This window comes from Nocardia sp. NPDC050710 (genome assembly GCF_040654375.1).
Lineage (GTDB): Bacteria > Actinomycetota > Actinomycetes > Mycobacteriales > Mycobacteriaceae > Nocardia.
This window is the reverse complement of the sequence record NZ_JBFAHV010000026.1, coordinates 49910-69716: the sequence shown is the minus strand read 5'-3', so window position 1 is coordinate 69716 and position 19807 is coordinate 49910. Positions and strand designations below refer to the sequence as shown.

General features: G+C 66.5%; 16 protein-coding genes. 4 read left to right on the top strand and 12 right to left on the bottom strand.

Annotated elements, in window-relative coordinates; translation table 11 throughout:
- Positions 1–25 precede the first annotated feature (25 nt).
- From AB0H61_RS32515 to AB0H61_RS32485, 7 genes are all read right to left on the bottom strand, one after another.
- The gene (locus AB0H61_RS32515) at positions 26–802 is read right to left on the bottom strand and encodes an enoyl-CoA hydratase (protein ID WP_357311574.1); all 777 of its coding nucleotides are present in this window, start codon (positions 800–802) and stop codon (positions 26–28) included.
- Complete coding sequence (mmsB, locus tag AB0H61_RS32510; RefSeq protein WP_357311573.1) at positions 802–1698, bottom strand: 3-hydroxyisobutyrate dehydrogenase; 897 nt, start codon at positions 1696–1698, stop codon at positions 802–804. Before mmsB ends, AB0H61_RS32515 begins: the two co-directional genes overlap by 1 nt.
- A complete protein-coding gene (locus tag AB0H61_RS32505; RefSeq protein ID WP_357311610.1) occupies positions 1695–2789 on the bottom strand; it encodes an enoyl-CoA hydratase/isomerase family protein in 1095 nt (364 codons plus the stop codon). The genes mmsB and AB0H61_RS32505 overlap by 4 nt, the downstream gene beginning before the upstream one ends.
- Complete coding sequence (locus AB0H61_RS32500; RefSeq protein WP_357311572.1) at positions 2786–3925, bottom strand: acyl-CoA dehydrogenase family protein; 1140 nt, start codon at positions 3923–3925, stop codon at positions 2786–2788. Before AB0H61_RS32500 ends, AB0H61_RS32505 begins: the two co-directional genes overlap by 4 nt.
- A gap of 3 nt (positions 3926–3928) precedes the next feature.
- Positions 3929–5428 (bottom strand): CoA-acylating methylmalonate-semialdehyde dehydrogenase, encoded by a 1500-nt coding sequence (locus AB0H61_RS32495; RefSeq protein WP_357311609.1) that lies wholly within the window; start codon positions 5426–5428, stop codon positions 3929–3931.
- Between the two features lie 233 nt (positions 5429–5661).
- Positions 5662–6954, bottom strand: a complete 1293-nt coding sequence (locus AB0H61_RS32490) for a hypothetical protein (protein WP_357311571.1) — start codon at positions 6952–6954, stop codon at positions 5662–5664.
- Between the two features lie 20 nt (positions 6955–6974).
- The gene (locus tag AB0H61_RS32485; RefSeq protein WP_357311570.1) at positions 6975–7370 is read right to left on the bottom strand and encodes a nuclear transport factor 2 family protein; all 396 of its coding nucleotides are present in this window, start codon (positions 7368–7370) and stop codon (positions 6975–6977) included.
- A 126-nt stretch (positions 7371–7496) separates the two neighbouring features.
- On the opposite strand from AB0H61_RS32485, the gene AB0H61_RS32480 reads away from it, so the two are divergent.
- Positions 7497–8111, top strand: coding sequence for a TetR/AcrR family transcriptional regulator (locus tag AB0H61_RS32480; RefSeq protein ID WP_357311569.1), 615 nt, complete (start codon positions 7497–7499; stop codon positions 8109–8111).
- 49 nt (positions 8112–8160) lie between these two features.
- On the opposite strand, the gene AB0H61_RS32475 is transcribed toward AB0H61_RS32480, so the two are convergent.
- From AB0H61_RS32475 to AB0H61_RS32460, 4 genes are all read right to left on the bottom strand, one after another.
- Positions 8161–9015 carry an alpha/beta hydrolase gene (locus AB0H61_RS32475; RefSeq protein WP_357311568.1) on the bottom strand — a complete coding sequence of 285 codons (855 nt, stop codon included), beginning with the start codon at positions 9013–9015 and terminating at the stop codon, positions 8161–8163.
- A 172-nt stretch (positions 9016–9187) separates the two neighbouring features.
- A complete protein-coding gene (locus tag AB0H61_RS32470) occupies positions 9188–10726 on the bottom strand; it encodes an FAD-dependent monooxygenase (RefSeq protein ID WP_357311567.1) in 1539 nt (512 codons plus the stop codon).
- 341 nt (positions 10727–11067) lie between these two features.
- The gene (locus AB0H61_RS32465; protein WP_357311566.1) at positions 11068–12114 is read right to left on the bottom strand and encodes a hypothetical protein; all 1047 of its coding nucleotides are present in this window, start codon (positions 12112–12114) and stop codon (positions 11068–11070) included.
- Positions 12115–12573: 459 nt separating this feature from the next.
- Complete coding sequence (locus AB0H61_RS32460; protein WP_357311565.1) at positions 12574–13542, bottom strand: DUF2157 domain-containing protein; 969 nt, start codon at positions 13540–13542, stop codon at positions 12574–12576.
- Positions 13543–13693: 151 nt separating this feature from the next.
- On the opposite strand from AB0H61_RS32460, the gene icmF reads away from it, so the two are divergent.
- Positions 13694–16912 (top strand): fused isobutyryl-CoA mutase/GTPase IcmF, encoded by a 3219-nt coding sequence (icmF, locus tag AB0H61_RS32455; RefSeq protein ID WP_357311564.1) that lies wholly within the window; start codon positions 13694–13696, stop codon positions 16910–16912.
- 130 nt (positions 16913–17042) lie between these two features.
- Positions 17043–18116, top strand: a complete 1074-nt coding sequence (locus tag AB0H61_RS32450; RefSeq protein ID WP_357311563.1) for an amidohydrolase family protein — start codon at positions 17043–17045, stop codon at positions 18114–18116.
- Between the two features lie 24 nt (positions 18117–18140).
- Here AB0H61_RS32450 and AB0H61_RS32445 read toward each other — a convergent pair whose 3' ends face one another.
- Positions 18141–18794, bottom strand: a complete 654-nt coding sequence (locus AB0H61_RS32445) for a TetR/AcrR family transcriptional regulator (protein ID WP_357311562.1) — start codon at positions 18792–18794, stop codon at positions 18141–18143.
- A gap of 103 nt (positions 18795–18897) precedes the next feature.
- Between AB0H61_RS32445 and AB0H61_RS32440 the strand changes: the two genes are divergently transcribed.
- The gene (locus AB0H61_RS32440; protein ID WP_357311561.1) at positions 18898–19734 is read left to right on the top strand and encodes an SDR family NAD(P)-dependent oxidoreductase; all 837 of its coding nucleotides are present in this window, start codon (positions 18898–18900) and stop codon (positions 19732–19734) included.
- Positions 19735–19807 lie beyond the last annotated feature (73 nt).

The window sequence follows — 19807 nt, the reverse complement described above, 5'->3', positions numbered from 1 at the left end:
GAAAGTCCCGGCCGGGCACCGATGCTCAGCGGTTGGTGAACTTCGCGGGACGCTTTTCGACGAAGGCGGTCATGCCTTCCTTCTGATCTTCGATGGCGAACAGCGAGTGGAAGACACGACGTTCGAAGCGCAGACCCTCGGCGAGGGTGGTCTCGAAGGAGCGGTTGACCGATTCCTTCGCGATCATGGCGACCGGCAGCGACATCGAGGCAATGGTGTTGGCCACCTCGACTGCGGTGTCGAGCAGCTCCGCGGCGGGGACGATGCGCGAAACCAGGCCCGCGCGCTCGGCCTCGTCGACATCCATATTGCGGCCGGTGAGCACCAGATCCATGGCCTTGGCCTTGCCGATGGCGCGGGTCAGGCGCTGCGAGCCGCCGATGCCGGGGATGACGCCCAGCTTGATCTCCGGCTGCCCGAATTTGGCAGTATCCGCGGCGATCAGGATGTCACAGATCATCGCCAGCTCACAGCCGCCGCCCAGCGCGTATCCGGCGACCGCGGCGATGGTGGGCTTGCGGAAGTTGGCCAGCCGGTCCCAGCGGGCGAAGAAATCGTCCATGAACATGTCCATGTACGACTTGGGCTGCATCTCCTTGATGTCGGCGCCGGCCGCGAAGGCCCGGTCCGAACCGGTGATGACGACCGCGCCGATTTCGTCGTCGCGCTCGAGTTCGTCCAACGCGGCGATGACGTCGTCGAGGACCTGCGCATTCAGCGCGTTGAGCGCCTTCGGGCGGTTCAGCGTGATCCAGCCGACCCGGCCCTTGCGCTCCAGCAGAATCGTCTCGAATTCACTCACTAGGCACCCTCTTGGTCGGAACGGTTACGGATGTCGGTCACGATAGCCGAGAAGTCCCGGCCGGAATCCGTCTGGTTGAACCGGGTGTAGATCTCGGCCGCGAGCGCGCCGAGCTGACCGTCGATACCGTTGGCACGCAGTGCGTTCGCGGCCAAACCCAGATCCTTGGTCATGAGCGCGGTGGCGAAGCCGGGCTGATAGTCGTTGTTGGCCGGGCTGGTAGGCACCGGGCCGGGGACCGGGCAGTAGTTGGTCAGCGCCCAGCTCTGGCCCGAGGCGGTCGAGACCACGTCGAAGAAGGACTGGTGGCTCAGGCCCAGCTTCTCACCCAGCACCAGCGCCTCCGACAGGCCGACCATCGAAATGCCGAGCAGCATGTTGTTGCAGATCTTGGCGGCTTGGCCGACGCCCGCACCGCCGCAATGCACGACCTTGCTCCCCATCACCCGGAGTACCTCGAGCGCGTCGGCGAAATCGTCCGCGCCGCCGCCGACCATGAAGGTGAGGGTGCCCGCGGCCGCACCGGCAACACCACCGGAGACCGGGGCGTCCAGCGCCCGGTGGCCCGCGCCGACGGCCAGCTCCGCGGCGGCCTTCGCGTCGGCGACATCGATGGTGGAACAGTCGATGAACAGGGTGCCGGGATTCGCGGCGGGCAGCAGATCGGCGTACACGTCGAGCACCAGCTTGCCGTTGGGCAGCATGGTGATCACGACATCACGGTCGGCGGCGGCCTCGGCCGCCGACTCCACCACGGTGGCGCCGTCCTCGCGCGCCTGCTCCTGCGCGGCGGGCACCGGGTCGAAGGCGAGCACGTCATAGCCCGCGCGCACCAGGTTGGCGGCCATCGGGCCACCCATATGGCCGAGTCCGAGGAAGCCGATTCGCTGTGTCACTGTTGTCCCTCCGTGGTGCTCGCACCCAGTTCTCGGTCGCCCAATTCGGCGAAATACGCGTCGACCTCCGCGGCGGTCACCTCGGCCAGTGTGGCCGGATTCCACCGCGGATTGCGATCCTTATCGATCACCTGTGCGCGGATACCTTCGACAAGGTCGTGCGAGGACAGCGATGCGATGGAGACCCGGTATTCCTCGTTCAACACCGCTTCCAGACTCGCCAGCTCACGCGCGGCGCGCAGCGAGCGCAATGTGACCTTCAGTGCGACAGGTGATTTGGCGAGAATGTCCTGCGCCGCCTTGGCCGCCTCGGGGACCTCGGTGGCTTGCAACCGGGCCACGATCTGCTCGACCGTCTCGGCGCGGTAGCAGTCGTCGATCCATTCCTGCTGGGCGACCAGCTCGGATTCCGGTGCGTCGGTGGCGAATTTGGCGATCGCGATATCCGCGGTTTCGGTCCGCAACGTTTCCAGCAGGGCCGGAATATTCTCCGAGGTCACGTAGTAGTCCGCGAATCCGGCGGCGATGGCGTCGCCCGCGCTCATTCGGGCCGTGGTCAGCGCGACGTGCGTGCCGATCTCGCCGGGGGTACGCGAAAGCAGATAGGTGCCACCAACATCCGGGATGAAACCGATACCGACCTCGGGCATGCCGATCTTGGAGCGCTCGGTGACGATGCGATGGCTGCCGTGACCAGACAGGCCGACGCCGCCGCCCATGACGATGCCGTCCATCACCACGACATACGGTTTGGGGTAGCGGCCGATCAGCGCATTGAGGATGTACTCGTCGCGCCAGAAGACGCCGGTCGGCGAATCAGCGACCGCGGTACCGCGCGTCGCGGAGCGACCATTCAGCACGAGCGCGTCATTGTGGATGGCGACGATATCGCCACCCGCGCACAGGCCACGCTCCCCCGCGCCGGTGACGACGACGGTGCGGACCTCGTCCTCGGTGGCCCAGGACCGCAGCGCATCGGTAATGGCAAGGGCCATCGGATGATTCAGCGCATTGATGGCCTTGGGCCGGTTCAGCGTGATCAGGCCGAGGCCGTCACGCTTATCGATGAGAACTTCGGGCTCACTCACTATGCCGCTCCTACCACCGCGCGGGCGACGACCACCCGCATGATTTCGTTGGTGCCCTCGAGGATCTGGTGCACCCGCAGATCCCGGACGATCTTCTCCAGTCCGTACTCGGCCAAGTAGCCGTAGCCGCCATGCAGTTGCAGCGCTTTATTGGCGACCTCGAATCCGGCATCGGTCGCGAATCGCTTCGCCATGGCGCACAACTCGACCTTGTCCGGCGCGTCGGCGTCGAGCGCGGCCGCGGCCCGCCACAGCAAGGTTCTGGCCGCTTCGAGCTCGGTGCGCATATCGGCGAGTTCGAATTGCAGTGCCTGGTTCTTCAGCAGCGGCTTACCGAAGGCGTTGCGTTCGGCCAGATACGGGACGGTCCTGTCGAGCGCCGCCTGGGCCCCGCCGACCGAACAGGCGGCAATATTCAACCGGCCGCCGTTGAGCCCGTTCATGGCGATCCGGAATCCGTCGCCCTCGTCCCCGAGCCGGTTCGCCGCGGGCACCCGGGCATCCTGCAGGATCACCTGGCGGGTGGGCTGGGCGTTCCAGCCCATCTTCCTCTCGTTCGGGCCTACGGATAGGCCCGGTGTGTCGGCCGGGACGATGAACGCCGAAATGCCGCGTGCCCCGTCCTCTCCGGTGCGCACCATCATCACATAGACATCGTTGGACCCGGCGCCGGAGATGAATTGCTTGGCGCCGTTGAGGATGTAGTCCTCGCCGTCGCGGACCGCCTTGGTGCTCAACGCCGCCGCATCCGAGCCCACCCCCGGTTCGGTCAGCGCGTAACTGGCCAGCTGCTCCATCGAGGTCAACCGTGGCAGCCAACGATTGCGCTGTTCGTCGTCGCCGTAGCTATCGATCATCCAGGTGGCCATGTTGTGGATGGAGATATAGGCGGCGATGGCCGGGCAGCCGGTGGCCAACTGCTCGAAGATGCGCACGGCGTCCAGCCTGCGCAGACCCGAACCGCCCGCATCCTCGCGGACGTAGATGCCGCCGAGGCCGAGCGGGCCGGCCTTGCGCAGCACGTCTACCGGAAAGTGCTTCTGTTCGTCCCATTCCAGCGCGTTCGGCGCCAGAAACTCGTCGGCGAATCCGCGCGCGGTGTGGCGGATCGCCTTCTCGTCTTCGTCCAGGTCGAACATCCGTCAGTCCATGGTGGGGATGACGAACGCGTTGCTCTCCTTCGAACCGGAGGGCCAGCGCTGCGTGACGGTCTTGGTCTTGGTGTAGAAGCGGATCGAGTCCGGGCCGTGCTGGTTCAGATCGCCGAAACCGGAACGCTTCCAACCACCGAAGGTGTAGTACGCGATCGGCACCGGGATCGGGACATTGATCCCGACCATGCCGACCTGTACGCGGGCGGCGAAGTCGCGGGCGGTGTCGCCGTCCCGAGTGAAGATGGCGACGCCGTTGCCGTACTCGTGCTCGTTGGCCAGGCGCAGACCTTCTTCATAGTTCTCGGCGCGGACGACGGCCAGCACCGGGCCGAAGATCTCTTCCTTGTAGATCCGCATATCCGGGGTGACATTGTCGAAAAGCGTTGCGCCGACGAAGTATCCGTCCTCACTGCCCTCGACGGTCAGACCGCGGCCGTCCACCACCAGCTCGGCCCCCTCATCGATGCCGACCTGGACGTAGTTGTTCACCCGGTTCACCCCGTCCAGTCCGACCAGCGGGCCGTAATCGGCGCCCGGGTCGTCGGATCGGCCGACATTGAGCTTGTGCACGCGCTCGGTCAGCTTGGCCACCAGGCGATCCGCGGTCTCCTCGCCGACCGGAACCGCCACCGAGATGGCCATGCAGCGCTCGCCCGCGGAACCGTAGCCCGCGCCGATCAACTGGTCCGCGACATCGTCGAGGTCGGCGTCCGGCATGACGATGGCGTGGTTCTTGGCGCCGCCGAAGCACTGGGCGCGCTTGCCGTTCGCAGTGGCGGTCTCATAGATGTACTGCGCGATCGGGGTCGAGCCGACGAAGCCGACCGCCTTGATGCGCGGATCGTGCAGCAGCGTGTCGACGGCCTCCTTATCGCCGTTGACCACGTTGAACACGCCGGCGGGCAGGCCCGCCGCCAGGAACAGCTCGGCCAGCCGCAGCGGAACCGAGGGGTCGCGCTCGGAAGGCTTGAGCACGAAGGCATTACCGGTCGCCAGCGCCGGACCGGCCTTCCACAGCGGGATCATGGCGGGGAAGTTGAACGGGGTGATGCCCGCGACGACGCCGAGCGGTTGACGCATCGAGTAGACGTCGATGCCGGTGCCCGCACTCTCGGTGTATTCACCCTTGAGCAGGTGCGGGATGCCGACGGCGAATTCGATCACCTCGAGGCCGCGCTGGATATCGCCCTTGGCGTCGGCGATGGTCTTGCCGTGCTCCGAGGACAGCAGCGCCGCGAGGGAATCCATCTCGTCCTGCACCAGGGTGAGGAACTTCATCAGCACCCTGGCCCGCTTCTGCGGGTTGAACGCCGCCCACTCCGGCTGCGCCGCCGCGGCATTGGCGATGACCGCCTCCACCTCCGACTTGCTCGCCAGCGGCACCCTGGCCTGCACCTGGCCGATGTTCGGGTCGAACACGTCACCGAAGTTGCCGGAGGTGCCCGGGACGTGCTGCCCACCGATGAAATGCGTGAGTTCGCGAACCATGCCAGTCCTGTTCCTGTAGACGACGCCGCGCACCGCGCGATCTGCGGTCATCCTATAGTTGGATGTCCAAGTAAATATACCGCCGTCGCCCCGATGTGATCCATCCCACGCATTCCGCCCGCCACCCGAGCGGGCCGCACCGAGCGATCAATGCCGCCGTGAGCTGGATGTTTGCCATCGACCCGCCACCTCGGCCCTATCCAGCACCAGGGGTTCCGGAAGGAGTCTCAGCGTCACCGCATGATTCGAAGCGCGGCGGCTCGGCGGTTGCCATCCTCCTCGGTCGGATCGTCGGCGATCCGGCGGATGCGCTCACCGACCTCGGGGACCGACATGTTCGCGTGGGTGATGCCGATTCTCCGCGTTCCGGGCTCGCAGTCGTCGAGGCATTCGGCTGCCCGTTCTGCGGCGAAATCCGGGGCCAGGCGGCTCAATGTCGTCGCGCACTGCGTGCGGAGATACGAGTAGACGGTGGTGTCGAAGATGTCCGCGACCGTTGCGATGCCTGCGACATGGTCCAAGCGACCGAGGGCGGCGACGAGGTCGAATTGGTCGTAGATGTGGATGTTGCCACCCGCTACGGCCTCGACCAAGAGCGAGAGCAGCCGAGGAGCGTCGGATGTTTCGGCAAGGTCGGCGAACAGGGGCAGAGCGGTCCACCCGACAGCACCGTCGAGGGCGGCATTCGCCCGGGCCCACGCCAGTGCGTCGGGTGAACGTAGTCTGCGCAGGCATCTACGCACGGCCATCCGTGTGACATGCGGAGATTCCTTGTCCTGGAGCAGATCCGGTGCGATACCCAGAAGTGTTGTCTCCCAGCGTTCCTCGGTCAGCCGCCGCACCGATGTCGCGGCGATGAGGTTCGACTCGACGGCGGCTCGCAGCACCCGTTCGCGTTCTGCCGCTTCCCGGGTGGCGCGGTCGAATACCGGGTGTTCGCGTGCCGACCGAGTCCGCTCGACCGCTGCGACGATCCGCTCGATGCGCGCGCTCGCACGCCGCCATTCCGGCCACGGCGGTGCGGACACATCGCCGAACCGACCGAACCGAGCCAGGGCGGACCCCAGCTGTTCGTCATCGGCCACCTCGAGTACTTCGTCGAGCAATCCTTGGGCCTCGGGGTGGTCGATGAACGGAATCAGTGCGTCCAGAGCCTGGTCGAGATCTCTCCTCGAACGCAGGTAGTGCCGCAGCTCGGTGACAGCGCCGTCGACACCGCGACGGGCGAGCAGCACGGCAACCCCGGTGGCGAGCCAGGCGTCGGAGTCTCCGCTCGGGTCCGCCGGTCCGGCGTACGCCGCGCGCAACCGCGACAGATCGACCCCCAGGTCGGCGACGAGAGCCGCGTACAGCCAACTGCGTTGCTCGACCTGGTGGTCCCATCGAGGATCGCGAACGACGCAGGCGACCACGAAATCGCCCGCCGACGCGGGCCGTGCCCGGGCGTCGCGGTAACAGGCTCCGCGCCCGCGCTGAATCATCCCGAGCAATGTGCCCGGCTCCGCCCACAATGATTCAGCGGACACGCGCTTTTGTCCCGCTCGGCTCAGGCGATGTCAGCGGGGGCGGCCAGCGCGGCTTGCATCGCTACCCCGTCGACATAGGAGTGCTTTTCCCGCACCGCGCCGCCCTCGATCAGAACCACATCCGCGAGGTCCACGTCGACGGCGCCGCCCGTGGCCGAGGTGCCTGTCAGCCTCCACTGGACCACCCAGAAGTCGTCGCCGACGCGCAGGTTGACCAGGTGGAAGGTGAGGTCCGGGACCAGGGCGAAGGTCTCCGCGGCGGCGGCGCGGATCTCGGCGCGCCCGCGAGCGGGTTGGCCACCGGAGTGCAGGTGGAATATCGAGTCGGGGGTGTGCAATTCGACGATGCGGTCGGGATCGCGGTCTACCCAGCAGGCGTGGTAGCGCTCGAACAGATCCATGGTGCTAGTGGACATAGTCGCAAATCCTTCTAATTTACAAACAGGATGACTGTATGTTCCAGGATGGTCGTATCACCGGTCAAGGGTCGAAGTGCCACGGATCGAAGAGAATTCGGCGCTGCCCTAGAATTCGACGTCGCCATGAACGCTGATCGCCGAACCCAAGCCGAACGCTCGGCCTCGACGCGCGGTGCGGTGATCCGCGCCGCGCGAGAACTGTTCGGGCAGTATGGATATGGCGCAGTGAGCACGATCGCGGTCGCCGAGGCCGCCGGTGTCAGTCGCGGAGCGCTCTATCACCAGTTCAGCGAGAAGCGGGATCTGTTCGAGGCGGTGTTCGAGGACCTCGAACGCAGCCTGGTCGAGGTGATCGGCGCCGCGGTCGCCGAGTCGCAGTCCGATGATCCGATCGCCAACCTGATCGTGGGCTGCCTGGCGTGGCTACAGGCCTCGACCGCTCCGGAAGTACAACGGATCGCGCTCCTGGACGCGCCCGCGGTACTCGGCTGGAGCCGGTGGCGGGAGATCGAACTCCGGCACACGATCGGTCGGGTGGAGAACGCCTTGGCCGGGGCCATCGCCGCCGGACGCATCAGAACCCAACCCGTGCGGCCGCTGGCGCTGGTCGTCGTGGGTGCGCTGGACGAGGCCGCGCAATACCTCGCACACTCCGCGGACCCCGCCGAGGACACCGCTGCCATCCGCTCGGTGATCGAGCAGCTCATTTCCGGTCTCGCGGTCGACTCGAAACCTTAGTCGTGCGACTGGTGCGGGTCCGCACGCCGCTGCGGCGCACATCGTGGGTTCAAGCTCGAACCTGTCCGCGTAGGAAGGCGGCCAGCGGTGTGAGGACCGCCTGCGGGTCGTCGATGAACGGCCAATGTCCTAGGCCCTCGAGGATGTGAATCTCGGCCTCGGGGAAGTGGATTCGCTGCTGCTCGGCGAACCGCACAGGAATGTACGGGTCGCCGTCACCCCAGATCACGCAGGTTGGTAGGGCGTTCGCCGCGACGCCGAGGTTCCTTTCCGGGAATGAGGCGGCAGGGTCACGCGAATTACGGTAGAGCCGAAGCACGGCCCGCTTGTGTCCCCAGTCCGCGTAGCCGTCGACACGGTCGATGTAGGCCCGTGGCAGCGGCTTGGGGTTGTCGTGGTTGAGCGCGGCGTGCATGGCGCGCGGTGTGCTCACCAACTGGAACAGTTCACCGAGTATCGGTGTCTGCCAGATCTTCGCGTACCGGTGCCAGCGGTAGCCGTCGAGTACACCGCAGTTGATCAGTGTGAGGCTGGCCAACCGCTCGAGGTGGTCCAGCCCCCACCGCAGTCCCCACGCCCCACCGAAGTCGTGCAGGACCAGATGTGCCCGCTCGACACCGAGTTGGTCGAGCAGCAGGCCCAGGAAGCGTGCGTGCCCGACAACACTGTGATCGAACGTTCGCGGCCGCTGCGCTCGCCCGAAACCCGGCATATCCATGGCGATTACGCGCGCGAACCCGGCGATCGTCGGCGCCAACTCCGCCCAGTCGTCCATGGGACCGGGATTGCCGTGCACGAACACCACGGCCTCCCGGCGATCGACGGGCCCGCTGTCGTGTACGGCGCAACGCACACCATCGACCCAATGTTCGGTGACCTCGAGCACCGACGCGGTTCCAGCCATCAGCAGCGTCCCCCTTGTCCGCGAATCCCCAACCGGCTGAACGACGCAACCGGCCCTGTGCCACCGACCGTACCGTTCGCGGACGTACCTGCCCAGGCTGAAACATGAACGCCCATCGGCGGACCGTCGGCGGCCGAGCAGACCGCTCGCTGGAGACCCGTGGGTCGATGCCCTACATTGCCGCTTCCAGGGGTGCGCCGAACCAGGTGGACAGCGCTTCCCGCAGTGCGAGGGCGGCGGTGTCGGCGGGTTCGTCGATGGTTGCGGCCCAGGCGATGTGGGCGTCGGGGCGGATCAGGAAGGCGTCGGCCGGGCGGTCATCGGCTTTGGCGGTGACGATGTCGATGCGGTGCTGCCAGTCCTGGGCGACCTCGCGCAGATCCGGGCGGTCGGCGAGGTCGAGGAAGATGGGTCGTGCGGTATGCATGAGTTCCGCGACGCTGGTGATGCCCCGGTCGGTATGCAGGGTGAGGTCGGGTGCGAAGGCGCCGGTCAAGGCGTGCTGGTCGGGGCCGGGTGCCGGGTAGCGGATGTCGGCGCCGCCGACGAGGGCTCCCATGCGACGCGATGCCGGTTCGTCGGCGAGCAGTTCCCGGAAGACTTCCCGAAGTGCTTCGGCGGCGGGGTCGTCTCCGCGCCGCAGTGCCACTTGGGCTCGGGTCTGTAGCCGTGCGCGGGCGCCGGCGAAGTGGCGCTCGTGGTGGTAAGTGTCCAGCAAGCCTTCGGGTGCCCAGCCGTCGATGTCGGCCGCCAACTTCCAGGCCAGGTTGACCGTATCGGTCATACCGGCGTTGAGCGCCGTGCCGGTGGCCGGGAACAGGTGAGCCGCATCGCCGGCCAGCAGGATCCGCCCGTCGCGGTACCGTTCGGCCTGCCGATCCTGAAAGACATAGCGCGACAGCCGCATCGGTTCGCCCAGGGGGAGATCCGCGCCGAGCACGCGGCGGATGCTGTCCTGGAGCTCGGTCAGGGTCATCGGCTCGTCATTGTCGTATTCGGTGGTCTCGTCCTCGGTGGTTTGGAGGAACAGCATCTCGGGGGTGGCGTGGAGTGCGAACATGCCGCGGTCTGTCCGGGTGAAACCCGCGGCGATCCTGCCTATCCCGGGGACGTCGAGGTGGCCGTCGCCGAGCACGGTCACCGAATCGGGCGTGGTGACCTGGCCGAGCCGGTTGACCTCCGGAAGTGTGGTGCCGGGGAACGCGATACCCGCCATATCGCGGATCCGGCTGCGCCCACCGTCGCAGCCCACCAGGTATCGGGCGGTCACCCGGTACGGCCCGTCCGGCCCGTGCACGTCCACGGTCACCACGGCGACGTCCTGGCTCACCCCGACCACCTCGTGTCCGCGGCGGATATCGGCGCCGAGTTCACGAGCGTGCTCATCGAGCACGCGCTCGATTCCCGCCTGCGCGATCGGCAGCGCCCGCATCGGGGGATCCGCCAGCTGGGTGAGGTCCAAATACACACCGCCGAACGGGAATCGGGGTGGCGGGTAGGGGCCGCTGCCGGCCGCTTCGAAGCGTTCCAGCAGGCCTCGATAGCGCAGCACATCCAGGATCCGCCCGCCGATACCGCTGGCCTTCGGGATTTCCCGGGGCTGCGGCTGCCGCTCCAGCACCAGCGGTCGCACTCCGGCCAGGCGCAGCTCACCGGCCAGCATCAGGCCGGTCGGACCGGCGCCCACGATGATCACATCGGTGTCCGTCACTCGCCCGCGCTCCTCGGAGTCTTTCGTCGCGTCCCCGCTCGTCCCGGTGGTCGACAACACACGCATGCTCGCTACTCCAATTTCCGCAGGTACTGGCTCCGGCCGACGATTCTGCGGCACAACCCGGGCCTTGCCGCAAGCCCCCCTGTGCGCTATAAGTTGAGGAGGGAAAGGAGCGGGTACGCACCTTTCCCTTCTTCGCCCGATGTGGATGGGCAACCTCCTCGCGAATCGGCTGCGCGCCGCACGAGCGCTGGGCCGCTGTCGCTGAACATTCGCCCATGGCCGCATACCACAAAGACCGGGCCCACCAAGGGTGAACCCGGCCAGTGCATCCGCTCCTACATCTCATCCGAATGACGCATGCGAACCGTGATCGGCTGGACGCCGGAGACGTCGACGGTGTAGCGGAACACCTTCTCGACATTCCGGGTGTAGGTCGGGTCATAGAACCTGAACTCGACCTCCCGAGTGTCACCGTCCCCTCGCTCGAAGGCGCTCTTCTCGATATCGATCGACTCCATCGATATGTCGTCGGCGAAGATCGTCGCGAAGTCACTCCTGGCCCACAGATCCGCGTTATTGATCGAGAAACCCTGGAAGACAGCGAAATTCAATGCACGATCACGAGACGTGACGCCGAGGTTGCGGCTGTCGAAGTGGATCCGGTTCAGGAAGCCGCGCAGCCTCGAGCGTTCCCGCTCATCGATCTCATTGTCGGTCAGGCTCGTCCGGTCTTGTGTACGATCGGCTTTCGTCTCCGCCGCCCCGGCGGTGGTCATATCCACGAGCTCACGGATATCCAACCCGTTGAGCCGGTCCGCCCGCTCGACCTCCAGGACGGGAACGATCTGGCCGGAACGCAACTCGATGGTCCTGCCACCCAGTCGACCGGCCACACCGATCAGCCAGATACACGCTTCGCTGTCTCCGGCCTTCATGCCGTCAGGCCCGCTGTCCGCGCCGTCCATCGCCGCATCGCCGCGCGCCTGGCCGTCCAATAGCTCGATGAGCCGCGCGTAGATCTCGCCCTCGTCGGTACCCGCGGGGGAAATGGCGTAGATCGGGGCCTGGTCGACGATCAGCGTCCAGATCAAACCCTTGGCTTCGGACGGGTTCTTTCGCAGATATTCGACCATCTGGCGTGGGTCGTCGGGATCGGATTCAAGCCCGGTGGGCTCAGCGGGCTTCTTGCCCCCGAGATCCGACAACCAGGACACGACCTCTTCGGCCGCGCTTTTCATCATGTACGTGATCTTCGCAATGAACGACTTACGATGATCGTCGCTGCTGAACTCGTAGCCCAGCGTCCCCAGTCCGTACACCAGCTGTTTCGACGCAACCGCCGTGACTGACCAACCGACGGACTCGGCCGGATTATGAGACATCTCATTCTCCTTCCTTGTCTTTGCGTGTCGACACGTGAACGAGAACAGGAAGCGCTCTGTGCGAAATACCCGACTAACTGCGCATATCGAGTCGGGACACAGTCATCGAATCCCTCTCACGTGGTGCAACGGCACAGTTCGGATCGAATCTCCGGAGGAGGTCGAGTAACCAGTAACTGCCGAAGCATTCAGGCGACCTGGCACTGGCGCTCGGTCAGCAAATCAACCATCCGGTAAAACGGTTCTGTCAGGCGAGCGGTTCGTACACATCTGGCAAACCGGATGGAATTGCGAATTATTCTGAAATCCCCCGGGAAGTTGGTGGATCCGCCCGAACGTTCCGACCCAATGCGAAGATAGAAGAGTTTTCCACCAGTCCGGAGCTACCGTCAAGACCCCTGGCCGAAGATCTTTCGTACCGCATCGCGTCGCATGCCGCCGGGCCGGTGAAGCTCGGATCTAGCTCGGCGATTTGTTGGCCCTGGCGAGGAATACCGCACCCGCGGCGAGTACGAGGGCGCCGAGGGTCAGGACCGCGAGCGAGGCGGTGAGGGCGCCGTCGGTCCAGTGGACGACCGCTTCCAGCACCGCGAGCGCGAGCGCACCCGCGCCGCCGATGACGAGTACCGGCAGGCGGTCGAATGCGTACAGGACGAAGGCGACCACGGCGACCAGGACGGTCAGCCAGGGTGTCCACCGCTCATCGTAGAAGTCGAAGGTTTGGGCGCCGACTATCGAAATGAGTACCGCGACAGAATATCCCGACCATGCCGGGACGAAGGCTCCCGCGCGGGTCAAAGCGAACCAGACGCCGCCGAGGACGCACAGACCGATACCGATCCAACCGTCGCTCGCAGTTGTCACGACGTCGAAGAACCCGATGACCAGCGCGCTCCCGAATCCGGCGCAGGCGAGCATCCCCAGCATCGAGGGCAGGCTCACGTAACCGAGTATCGCCACCACCGATCCCACCGCCGACGCGATCACCCAGGTCGAATCGGAGTTCCCGTCAGGCAGCCCGACGCCCACCGCGGCGGTCGCGGCGAGGGCAGACAGTACAAGCAGTGCGGTCGCGAGCCGGGTGCGGGGTGTCAGCGAGACGCCCGGCGTGGCGAACAACCCGGACATTCCACCCGCCAGCGCGACCGCACCCGCCATCAGGCCGAGCGCGACGACAATGAAGACCCCGACCCCGCCCGCGCGCCCCAGACTGTCCCACGACGCGGCCACCACCAAGGCGAAGCCGCCGAGCAGCAGCCCGGCTCCCACATACGCGGCGATCTCGGCGAAGAGCTTGGCCGGCGTCGGGCGAGGTGCCTGCTCCTCGGCCGCGACCGCCGCGAGCACCGCGTGCCGCTGCTCATCGGTCAGCACGGTTTCCTGGACCAACCGCTCCAATGCGGCCCGCACCCGCTCATCCACAACCACATGCCCAGTATGTCGGCCTCCCGGCCCCCGGCGGCGGTACCTCGTCCGGCCGACACCGCATCGGCAATGGCTAGCACTGTGACGGCCATCACCGTAGACTTTGTTTGACGTCCTAGTATCGGGCGCCAAATGGACTCGCCGGAGGAATCCCGTGGCCGAACATCCCGCGCTGCACGCGCCCGCCCATCCCGTCCGATTCGTGACATCCGCCGCCTTGTTCGACGGGCATGACGCGGCGATCAACATCATGCGCCGGATCCTGCAATCCCAGGGCGCCGAGGTGATTCATCTGGGGCACAACCGCGCGGTCAGCGAGGTGGTCGACGCGGTTCTCACCGAGGATGTGCAGGGCGTGGCGGTCAGCTCGTATCAGGGCGGCCATGTGGAGTACTTCGAATACCTCGCCGATGCGCTGAAAAAGGCCGGGGCCGAGCATGTCCGGATATTCGGCGGTGGCGGCGGGGTGATCGTCGCCGAGGAGATCGCGCGACTCGCCGACGCCGGGGTCACCATCTTCTCGCCCGAGGACGGTCAGCGACTCGGACTGCCCGGCATGATCAATCAGTTGATCCGCGAATGCGATTACGACCTCGCCACCCAACCGCCGGTGCTGGACGCGGTACTCACCGGCGAGCGCGCGGCCCTCGCGCGGGCCATCACCTGCTTACAACAGGACACCCTCCCCGAGGCCGACCGGCAGGCGCTCGCCGCGGCGGCGGCCGCTCGCACCGTCCCGGTGCTCGGCGTCACCGGCACCGGCGGCTCCGGAAAGTCCTCGCTCACCGATGAATTGGTGCGCAGGCTGCGCTCGGATCAGCAGGACAAATTGCGGGTGGCGATCCTGGCGGTGGACCCGACCCGCAGGCGCGGCGGCGGCGCCCTGCTCGGCGACCGGATCCGGATGAACGCGCTCGACGGCGACCACATCTTCTTCCGCTCGCTGGCCACCCGGGGCGGGCACGAACTGCCGCAGAACATCGACGGCATCGTGACCGCCTGCCAGGCAGCCGGATACGACCTGGTGATCCTGGAGACGCCGGGCATCGGACAGGGCGATGCCGCGGTCACCGAACATGTCGATGTCTCGATGTATGTGATGACACCGGAGTTCGGCGCCGCCTCCCAGCTGGAGAAGATCGATATGCTGGATTACGCGGATGTGGTGGCGATCAATAAATTCGAACGCCGCGGCGGCGCGGATGCGCTGCGCGACGTCGCGCGACAGCTGATCCGCAATCGCGAGGAATTCGGTGCGACCCCCGAGGATATGCCGGTCTTCGGCACGAGCGCGGCAACCTTCAACGACGACGGTGTGACCGCGCTGTACCAGCACCTCACCGGGCAACTGGCCGAATACGGATTGCGGCTCGAGCCCGGTGCGCTCCCCCGCGTACAGACCCGCGCCTCCACCAGATTCGCGCAGATCATCCCGCCCGCCCGGGTCCGCTATCTCGCCGAGATCGCCGAGGCGGTGCGTGATTATCACGCGGAAACGGCGCGGCAGATCCCCGCGGCGCAACGGCTGCAACGGCTGGAATTGGTGGCCTCGGAACTGCCGGAGGACGCCGCGGTCCACGAGTTGGCCGAACGCGCCCGTACCGAACTCGGCGCCGCGAATGCCGCACTCCTGGAGGAATGGCCACGGCTCGCGGCGTCGTATCGCGGTGACGAGCAGGTGGTGCGGATACGCGACAAGGAGATTCACACCCCGCTGCGCCGGGAAACGCTGTCGGGCAATTCGATTCCCCGCGTGGCACTGCCCCGTTTCACCGATCATGGTGAACTGCTGCGGTTCCTGCGCTCCGAGAATCTGCCGGGTCGTTTCCCGTTCACCGCGGGCGTCTTCCCATTCAAGCGCGACAACGAGGATCCCGCCCGCATGTTTGCGGGCGAGGGCGATCCGTTCCGCACCAATCGGCGTTTCAAGGTGCTCAGCGAACATTCGGACGCGAAAAGGCTATCCACCGCCTTCGATTCGGTGACGCTCTACGGCCACGATCCCGCCGAGCGACCCGATATCTACGGCAAGGTCGGCACCTCCGGTGTCTCCATCGCCTCGCTCGACGATATGACGGCGCTCTACGACGGCTTCGATCTGACCGCGCCGAACACCTCGGTGTCGATGACGATCAACGGCCCGGCCCCGACCATCCTGGCGTATTTCCTCAATACCGCGATCGACCATGCGCTGGAACGCTTCTCGGCTGCGGAGGGGCGTGAGCCCACAACCGGCGAGGCCGCCGATATCCGGGCGCGCGCGCTGGCGACGGTACGCGGCACGGTGCAAGCCGACATCCTCAAGGAGGATCAGGGACAAAACACCTGCATCTTCTCCACCGAATTCAGTCTGCGCATGATGGCCGATATCCAGGAATGGTTCGTGCGCAACGGCGTACGCAACTTCTACTCGGTCTCGATCTCCGGCTATCACATTGCCGAGGCGGGTGCGAATCCGATCAGCCAGCTGGCCTTCACCCTCGCCAATGGATTCACCTATGTGGAGGCGTATCTCGCGCGCGGAATGCGTATCGATGACTTCGCACCCAACCTGTCGTTCTTTTTCTCCAACGGCATGGATCCCGAATATTCGGTGATCGGCCGGGTGGCCCGGCGTATCTGGGCGGTCGCCATGCGCGACCGCTACGGCGCCGATGATCGCTCGCAGAAGCTCAAGTACCACATCCAGACCTCGGGTCGCTCACTGCACGCCCAGGAGATGAATTTCAACGATATTCGCACCACCCTGCAGGCGCTCATCGCGATCTATGACAACTGCAACAGCCTGCACACCAACGCCTACGACGAGGCGGTGACCACCCCCACCGAGGACTCGGTGCGCCGGGCCCTGGCCATCCAGCTCATCATCAATCGCGAATGGGGCGTCGCGATGAACGAGAACCCGCTTCAGGGCAGCTTCCTCATCGATGAGCTCACCGACCTTGTGGAGGAGGCGGTACTGCTCGAGTTCGAGCGCATCAGCGATCGCGGCGGTGTACTCGGCGCCATGGAGACCGGGTATCAGCGCGGCAAGATCCAGGACGAGTCCATGCGTTACGAACAGCGCAAACACGATGGTTCATTGCCGATCATCGGCGTCAACACCTTCCGCAACCAGCACGGCGAACCGCACCGCGTGCTGGAATTGGCGCGCGGTACCGAATCCGAGAAACAGTCCCAGCTCACCCGCGTCCGCGACTTCCAGAACAGGCACCGCGACGACGCCCACACCGCATTGGCCCGCCTGGAAGCCGTGGCGCGCACCGACGACAATATCTTCGAGGTCCTGATGGACGCCGCCCGCGTCTGCACGTTGCAGCAGATCACCGACACCTTCTTCCGCGTCGGCGGGCAATACCGCCGCAACGTCTGAAAGAGATATCGCCGACGCGGCCGTGCGGACGTTCTGTCCGCATACGGGTCCGGCTGATTCCGGACGGCACCACCCGCACCCGTGTAACAATCGCGAGGTCAATGCCTTCGGCGAGGTAGGGATGACAGCCATGGATCGCACGAATATCCGGATCATCGACGCACACATCCACCAGTGGGATCCGTTCACGACCCCGCGCGATTTCGGGCTGACGGCGAAGGCCTTCCGCATGCTGCCGATCTCGGTCGATATGGCGGCCAAACTGGCGCCACGGCGCGATCGGGAGTTCGTCGGCGATCCCACCGCGTACCTGCACCCGTATCTGCCGGCGGACTATCGGGCCGATGCCGCGGGCGAGCCCATCGACGCGGTCGCGCATATCGAGGTCGAATGGGCCGGAAAGGGCCCGCTGGGCAAGGTGGGCGAGACCGAATGGGTCGCGGCACTGCCCTTCGGCGGTGACGGACCCGCGCTCGGCGCGATCCTCGGCAGCGCCGATCCGGCCGCGCCCGGATTCGCCGAGCTGCTCGACGCCCACCGTGACGCGTCCCCACTGTTCCGCGGGATCCGCACCATGGTCGCCCACCACCCGGACCCCGGCATCCGTTCCTTCACCACGACCGGAAGCGCTCTCACCGCACCGGAATTCCTGGACGGCTTCGCGCATCTGGCCGAACGTGAGCTCTCCTTCGAAGCCTGGGTGTATTCGCACGCGCTACCCGATGTCTCCTCGCTGGCGGAGTGCTACCCCGGGGTGCCCATCGTGCTGAACCATCTCGGGACGCCCGCGGGCATCGTCGGACCGGTCGGCAAACAGACCGGCGCCAACCCGAGCCGTCGCAGGGAACTGTTCCTGCGCTGGCGCGACGACCTGGCCGAATTGGCCGGGCACCAGAATGTGGTCGCGAAGGTCAGCGGCCTGATGATGCCGATCCTCGGCCACCCGGTGCCACCGCGCGGCACCGCGACCCCGGTCCAGGACCTGCTCGAGCGCATCGGCCCGCTGCTGGACCACGCGCTCACGGTCTTCGGTGCAGAACGGCTGCTGTGGGGCTCCAACTTTCCGGTGGACAAACCGATTACCAGCATCACCAACAGCATCGACACCATCGCGGCCGCCGTCGCCGACCACGGTGGCGGCGCCAAGGAGCTGGACCAGATCTTCCACGGCACGGCCCGGCGGGTCTACCGGATCGAACCGTGACCGATCGCTCCGTCCTCGGCGCGCTCAGGCGCCGGTAATCACGTCCGGGGGCAGGAACTGGGCGCCGAGCAGGGCCCCCAGCCTGCTGGTGTGCTCGATGACGCGTTCGCCGTCGATATCGAGGGTGCCGGTGCGCCAGGCGGTGAGCAGTTCGATGAAGCCGCCGATGCCGACCAGGGTGCTCATGCGCACCTCGGTTTCATCGATATCGGGGCGCAGATAGGGGCGGGAGGTCACGATCAGCAGATCGGTCGCGTCCGACAGCATGGTCTTGCGGCGCTGCTCTAGCACGGCGCTGCCCGCGTGGTCGGCCAGCAGGATCCGGGCGCGACCCTGATCATCGGACTGGAGCTCAACCGCGCGGGTAACCGCCGCGCGCAGGATCTCCAGGGCCGGACGGTCGACATTCTCGGCGACGACCGAGGCGAGGTCGGCGAAGACCTCGGCGCACACGTCGTCCCAGGCCGCGGCCAGCAGGTCGTCCCGGTCGGCGAAATGTTCGTAGAAGTAGCGATCGTTGAGCGCGGTGCGCACGCAGACCCCGCGCATCGTGACGGCGGCCCAGCCGTTCTCGATCCAGATTTCCAGCGCGGCGTCGATCAGGCGCGCGCGGCGTTCGGCGCGCCGCTCCTCGGCGGTGCGGCCGCCCCAGGTCCGCGCCGGTGCACGCAGGTTCATGGTTGACAAAGTACCGCAATGCGCGCCTAATTGGTGGCAGGTGCGGACAATGGTGTCAGACGACACCAGATTGAGCCCACCGGCTAGCTCTCCGGGAGTTGTTATGCGGCTCAACCCCTTCGGTGGACCCCGCCGGACCGCCCACGCCGACGCGGTGGTCACCGGCTCCGGCAGCGGGATCGGACGGGCCTTCGCCATCGAACTCGGCCGACGCGGCGGGCGTGTGGTGTGCTCCGATATCGATCTCGACCGAGCCGCCGAGACCACCGAACTCGTGGCCGCGGCGGGCGGTAAGGCCGTCGAAGCCGCCTGCGACGTCGCCCGCATCGAGCAGGTCATCCGGCTGGCCGACACCGCGGAACAGTGGTTCGGCGGACCCCCGACGGTGGTGATCAACAATGCGGGCATCGGCGCGGGCGGACCGTTGATCGGCGACTTCCCACTCGCCGACTGGCAGCGCACCCTCGGCATCAACCTCTGGGGCGTCATCCACGGCTGCCACGTCTTCGCCCCGCGATTGCGCGCGGCGGGGCGGGGCGCGATCGTGAATGTCGCCTCCGCCGCGGCCTTCGGCGCCGCGCCGCGGATGGCGGCCTACAACGTCAGCAAGGCGGGTGTGCTCGCGCTCTCCGAGACCCTGTCCGCCGAGCTCGCGGGCACCGGCGTGAGCGTTACCGTGCTCTGCCCGACCGGCGTGAAAACCAATATCCTGCAGGCCGATTCACCGATGGACGAGCTCGCCGAGCGCCTCGGCGGCACCCTACTGCGCTGGACCGGACGACCGCCCGCCGCGATCGCACGCACCACCCTGGACGCGGTCGACGGCGGATCCCTCTACGTGGTGCCCCAGATCGAAGCGAAGCTGCTCTGGCAGACCAAACGGCTGCTGCCCGGACCGTACACCCGGGCGGCCGGTCTGCTGGGGCGCATCGTGCGGTAGCGCGTTATCCGGAAGGAGATCGAACAATGACGTTCGCCGGGAAGACCCCGCCGGAGGCGGTCCGCCCGAACCC

Coding starts and splice junctions, on each gene's coding strand:
- AB0H61_RS32440 (WP_357311561.1), top strand. CDS start 18,898: ATGCGGCTCAACCCCTTCGGTGGACCCCGCCGGACCGCCCACGCCGAC.
- AB0H61_RS32450 (WP_357311563.1), top strand. CDS start 17,043: ATGGATCGCACGAATATCCGGATCATCGACGCACACATCCACCAGTGG.
- AB0H61_RS32500 (WP_357311572.1), bottom strand. CDS start 3,925: ATGTTCGACCTGGACGAAGACGAGAAGGCGATCCGCCACACCGCGCGC.
- AB0H61_RS32480 (WP_357311569.1), top strand. CDS start 7,497: ATGAACGCTGATCGCCGAACCCAAGCCGAACGCTCGGCCTCGACGCGC.
- AB0H61_RS32445 (WP_357311562.1), bottom strand. CDS start 18,794: ATGAACCTGCGTGCACCGGCGCGGACCTGGGGCGGCCGCACCGCCGAG.
- AB0H61_RS32465 (WP_357311566.1), bottom strand. CDS start 12,114: ATGTCTCATAATCCGGCCGAGTCCGTCGGTTGGTCAGTCACGGCGGTT.
- AB0H61_RS32495 (WP_357311609.1), bottom strand. CDS start 5,428: ATGGTTCGCGAACTCACGCATTTCATCGGTGGGCAGCACGTCCCGGGC.
- AB0H61_RS32475 (WP_357311568.1), bottom strand. CDS start 9,015: ATGGCTGGAACCGCGTCGGTGCTCGAGGTCACCGAACATTGGGTCGAT.
- AB0H61_RS32485 (WP_357311570.1), bottom strand. CDS start 7,370: ATGTCCACTAGCACCATGGATCTGTTCGAGCGCTACCACGCCTGCTGG.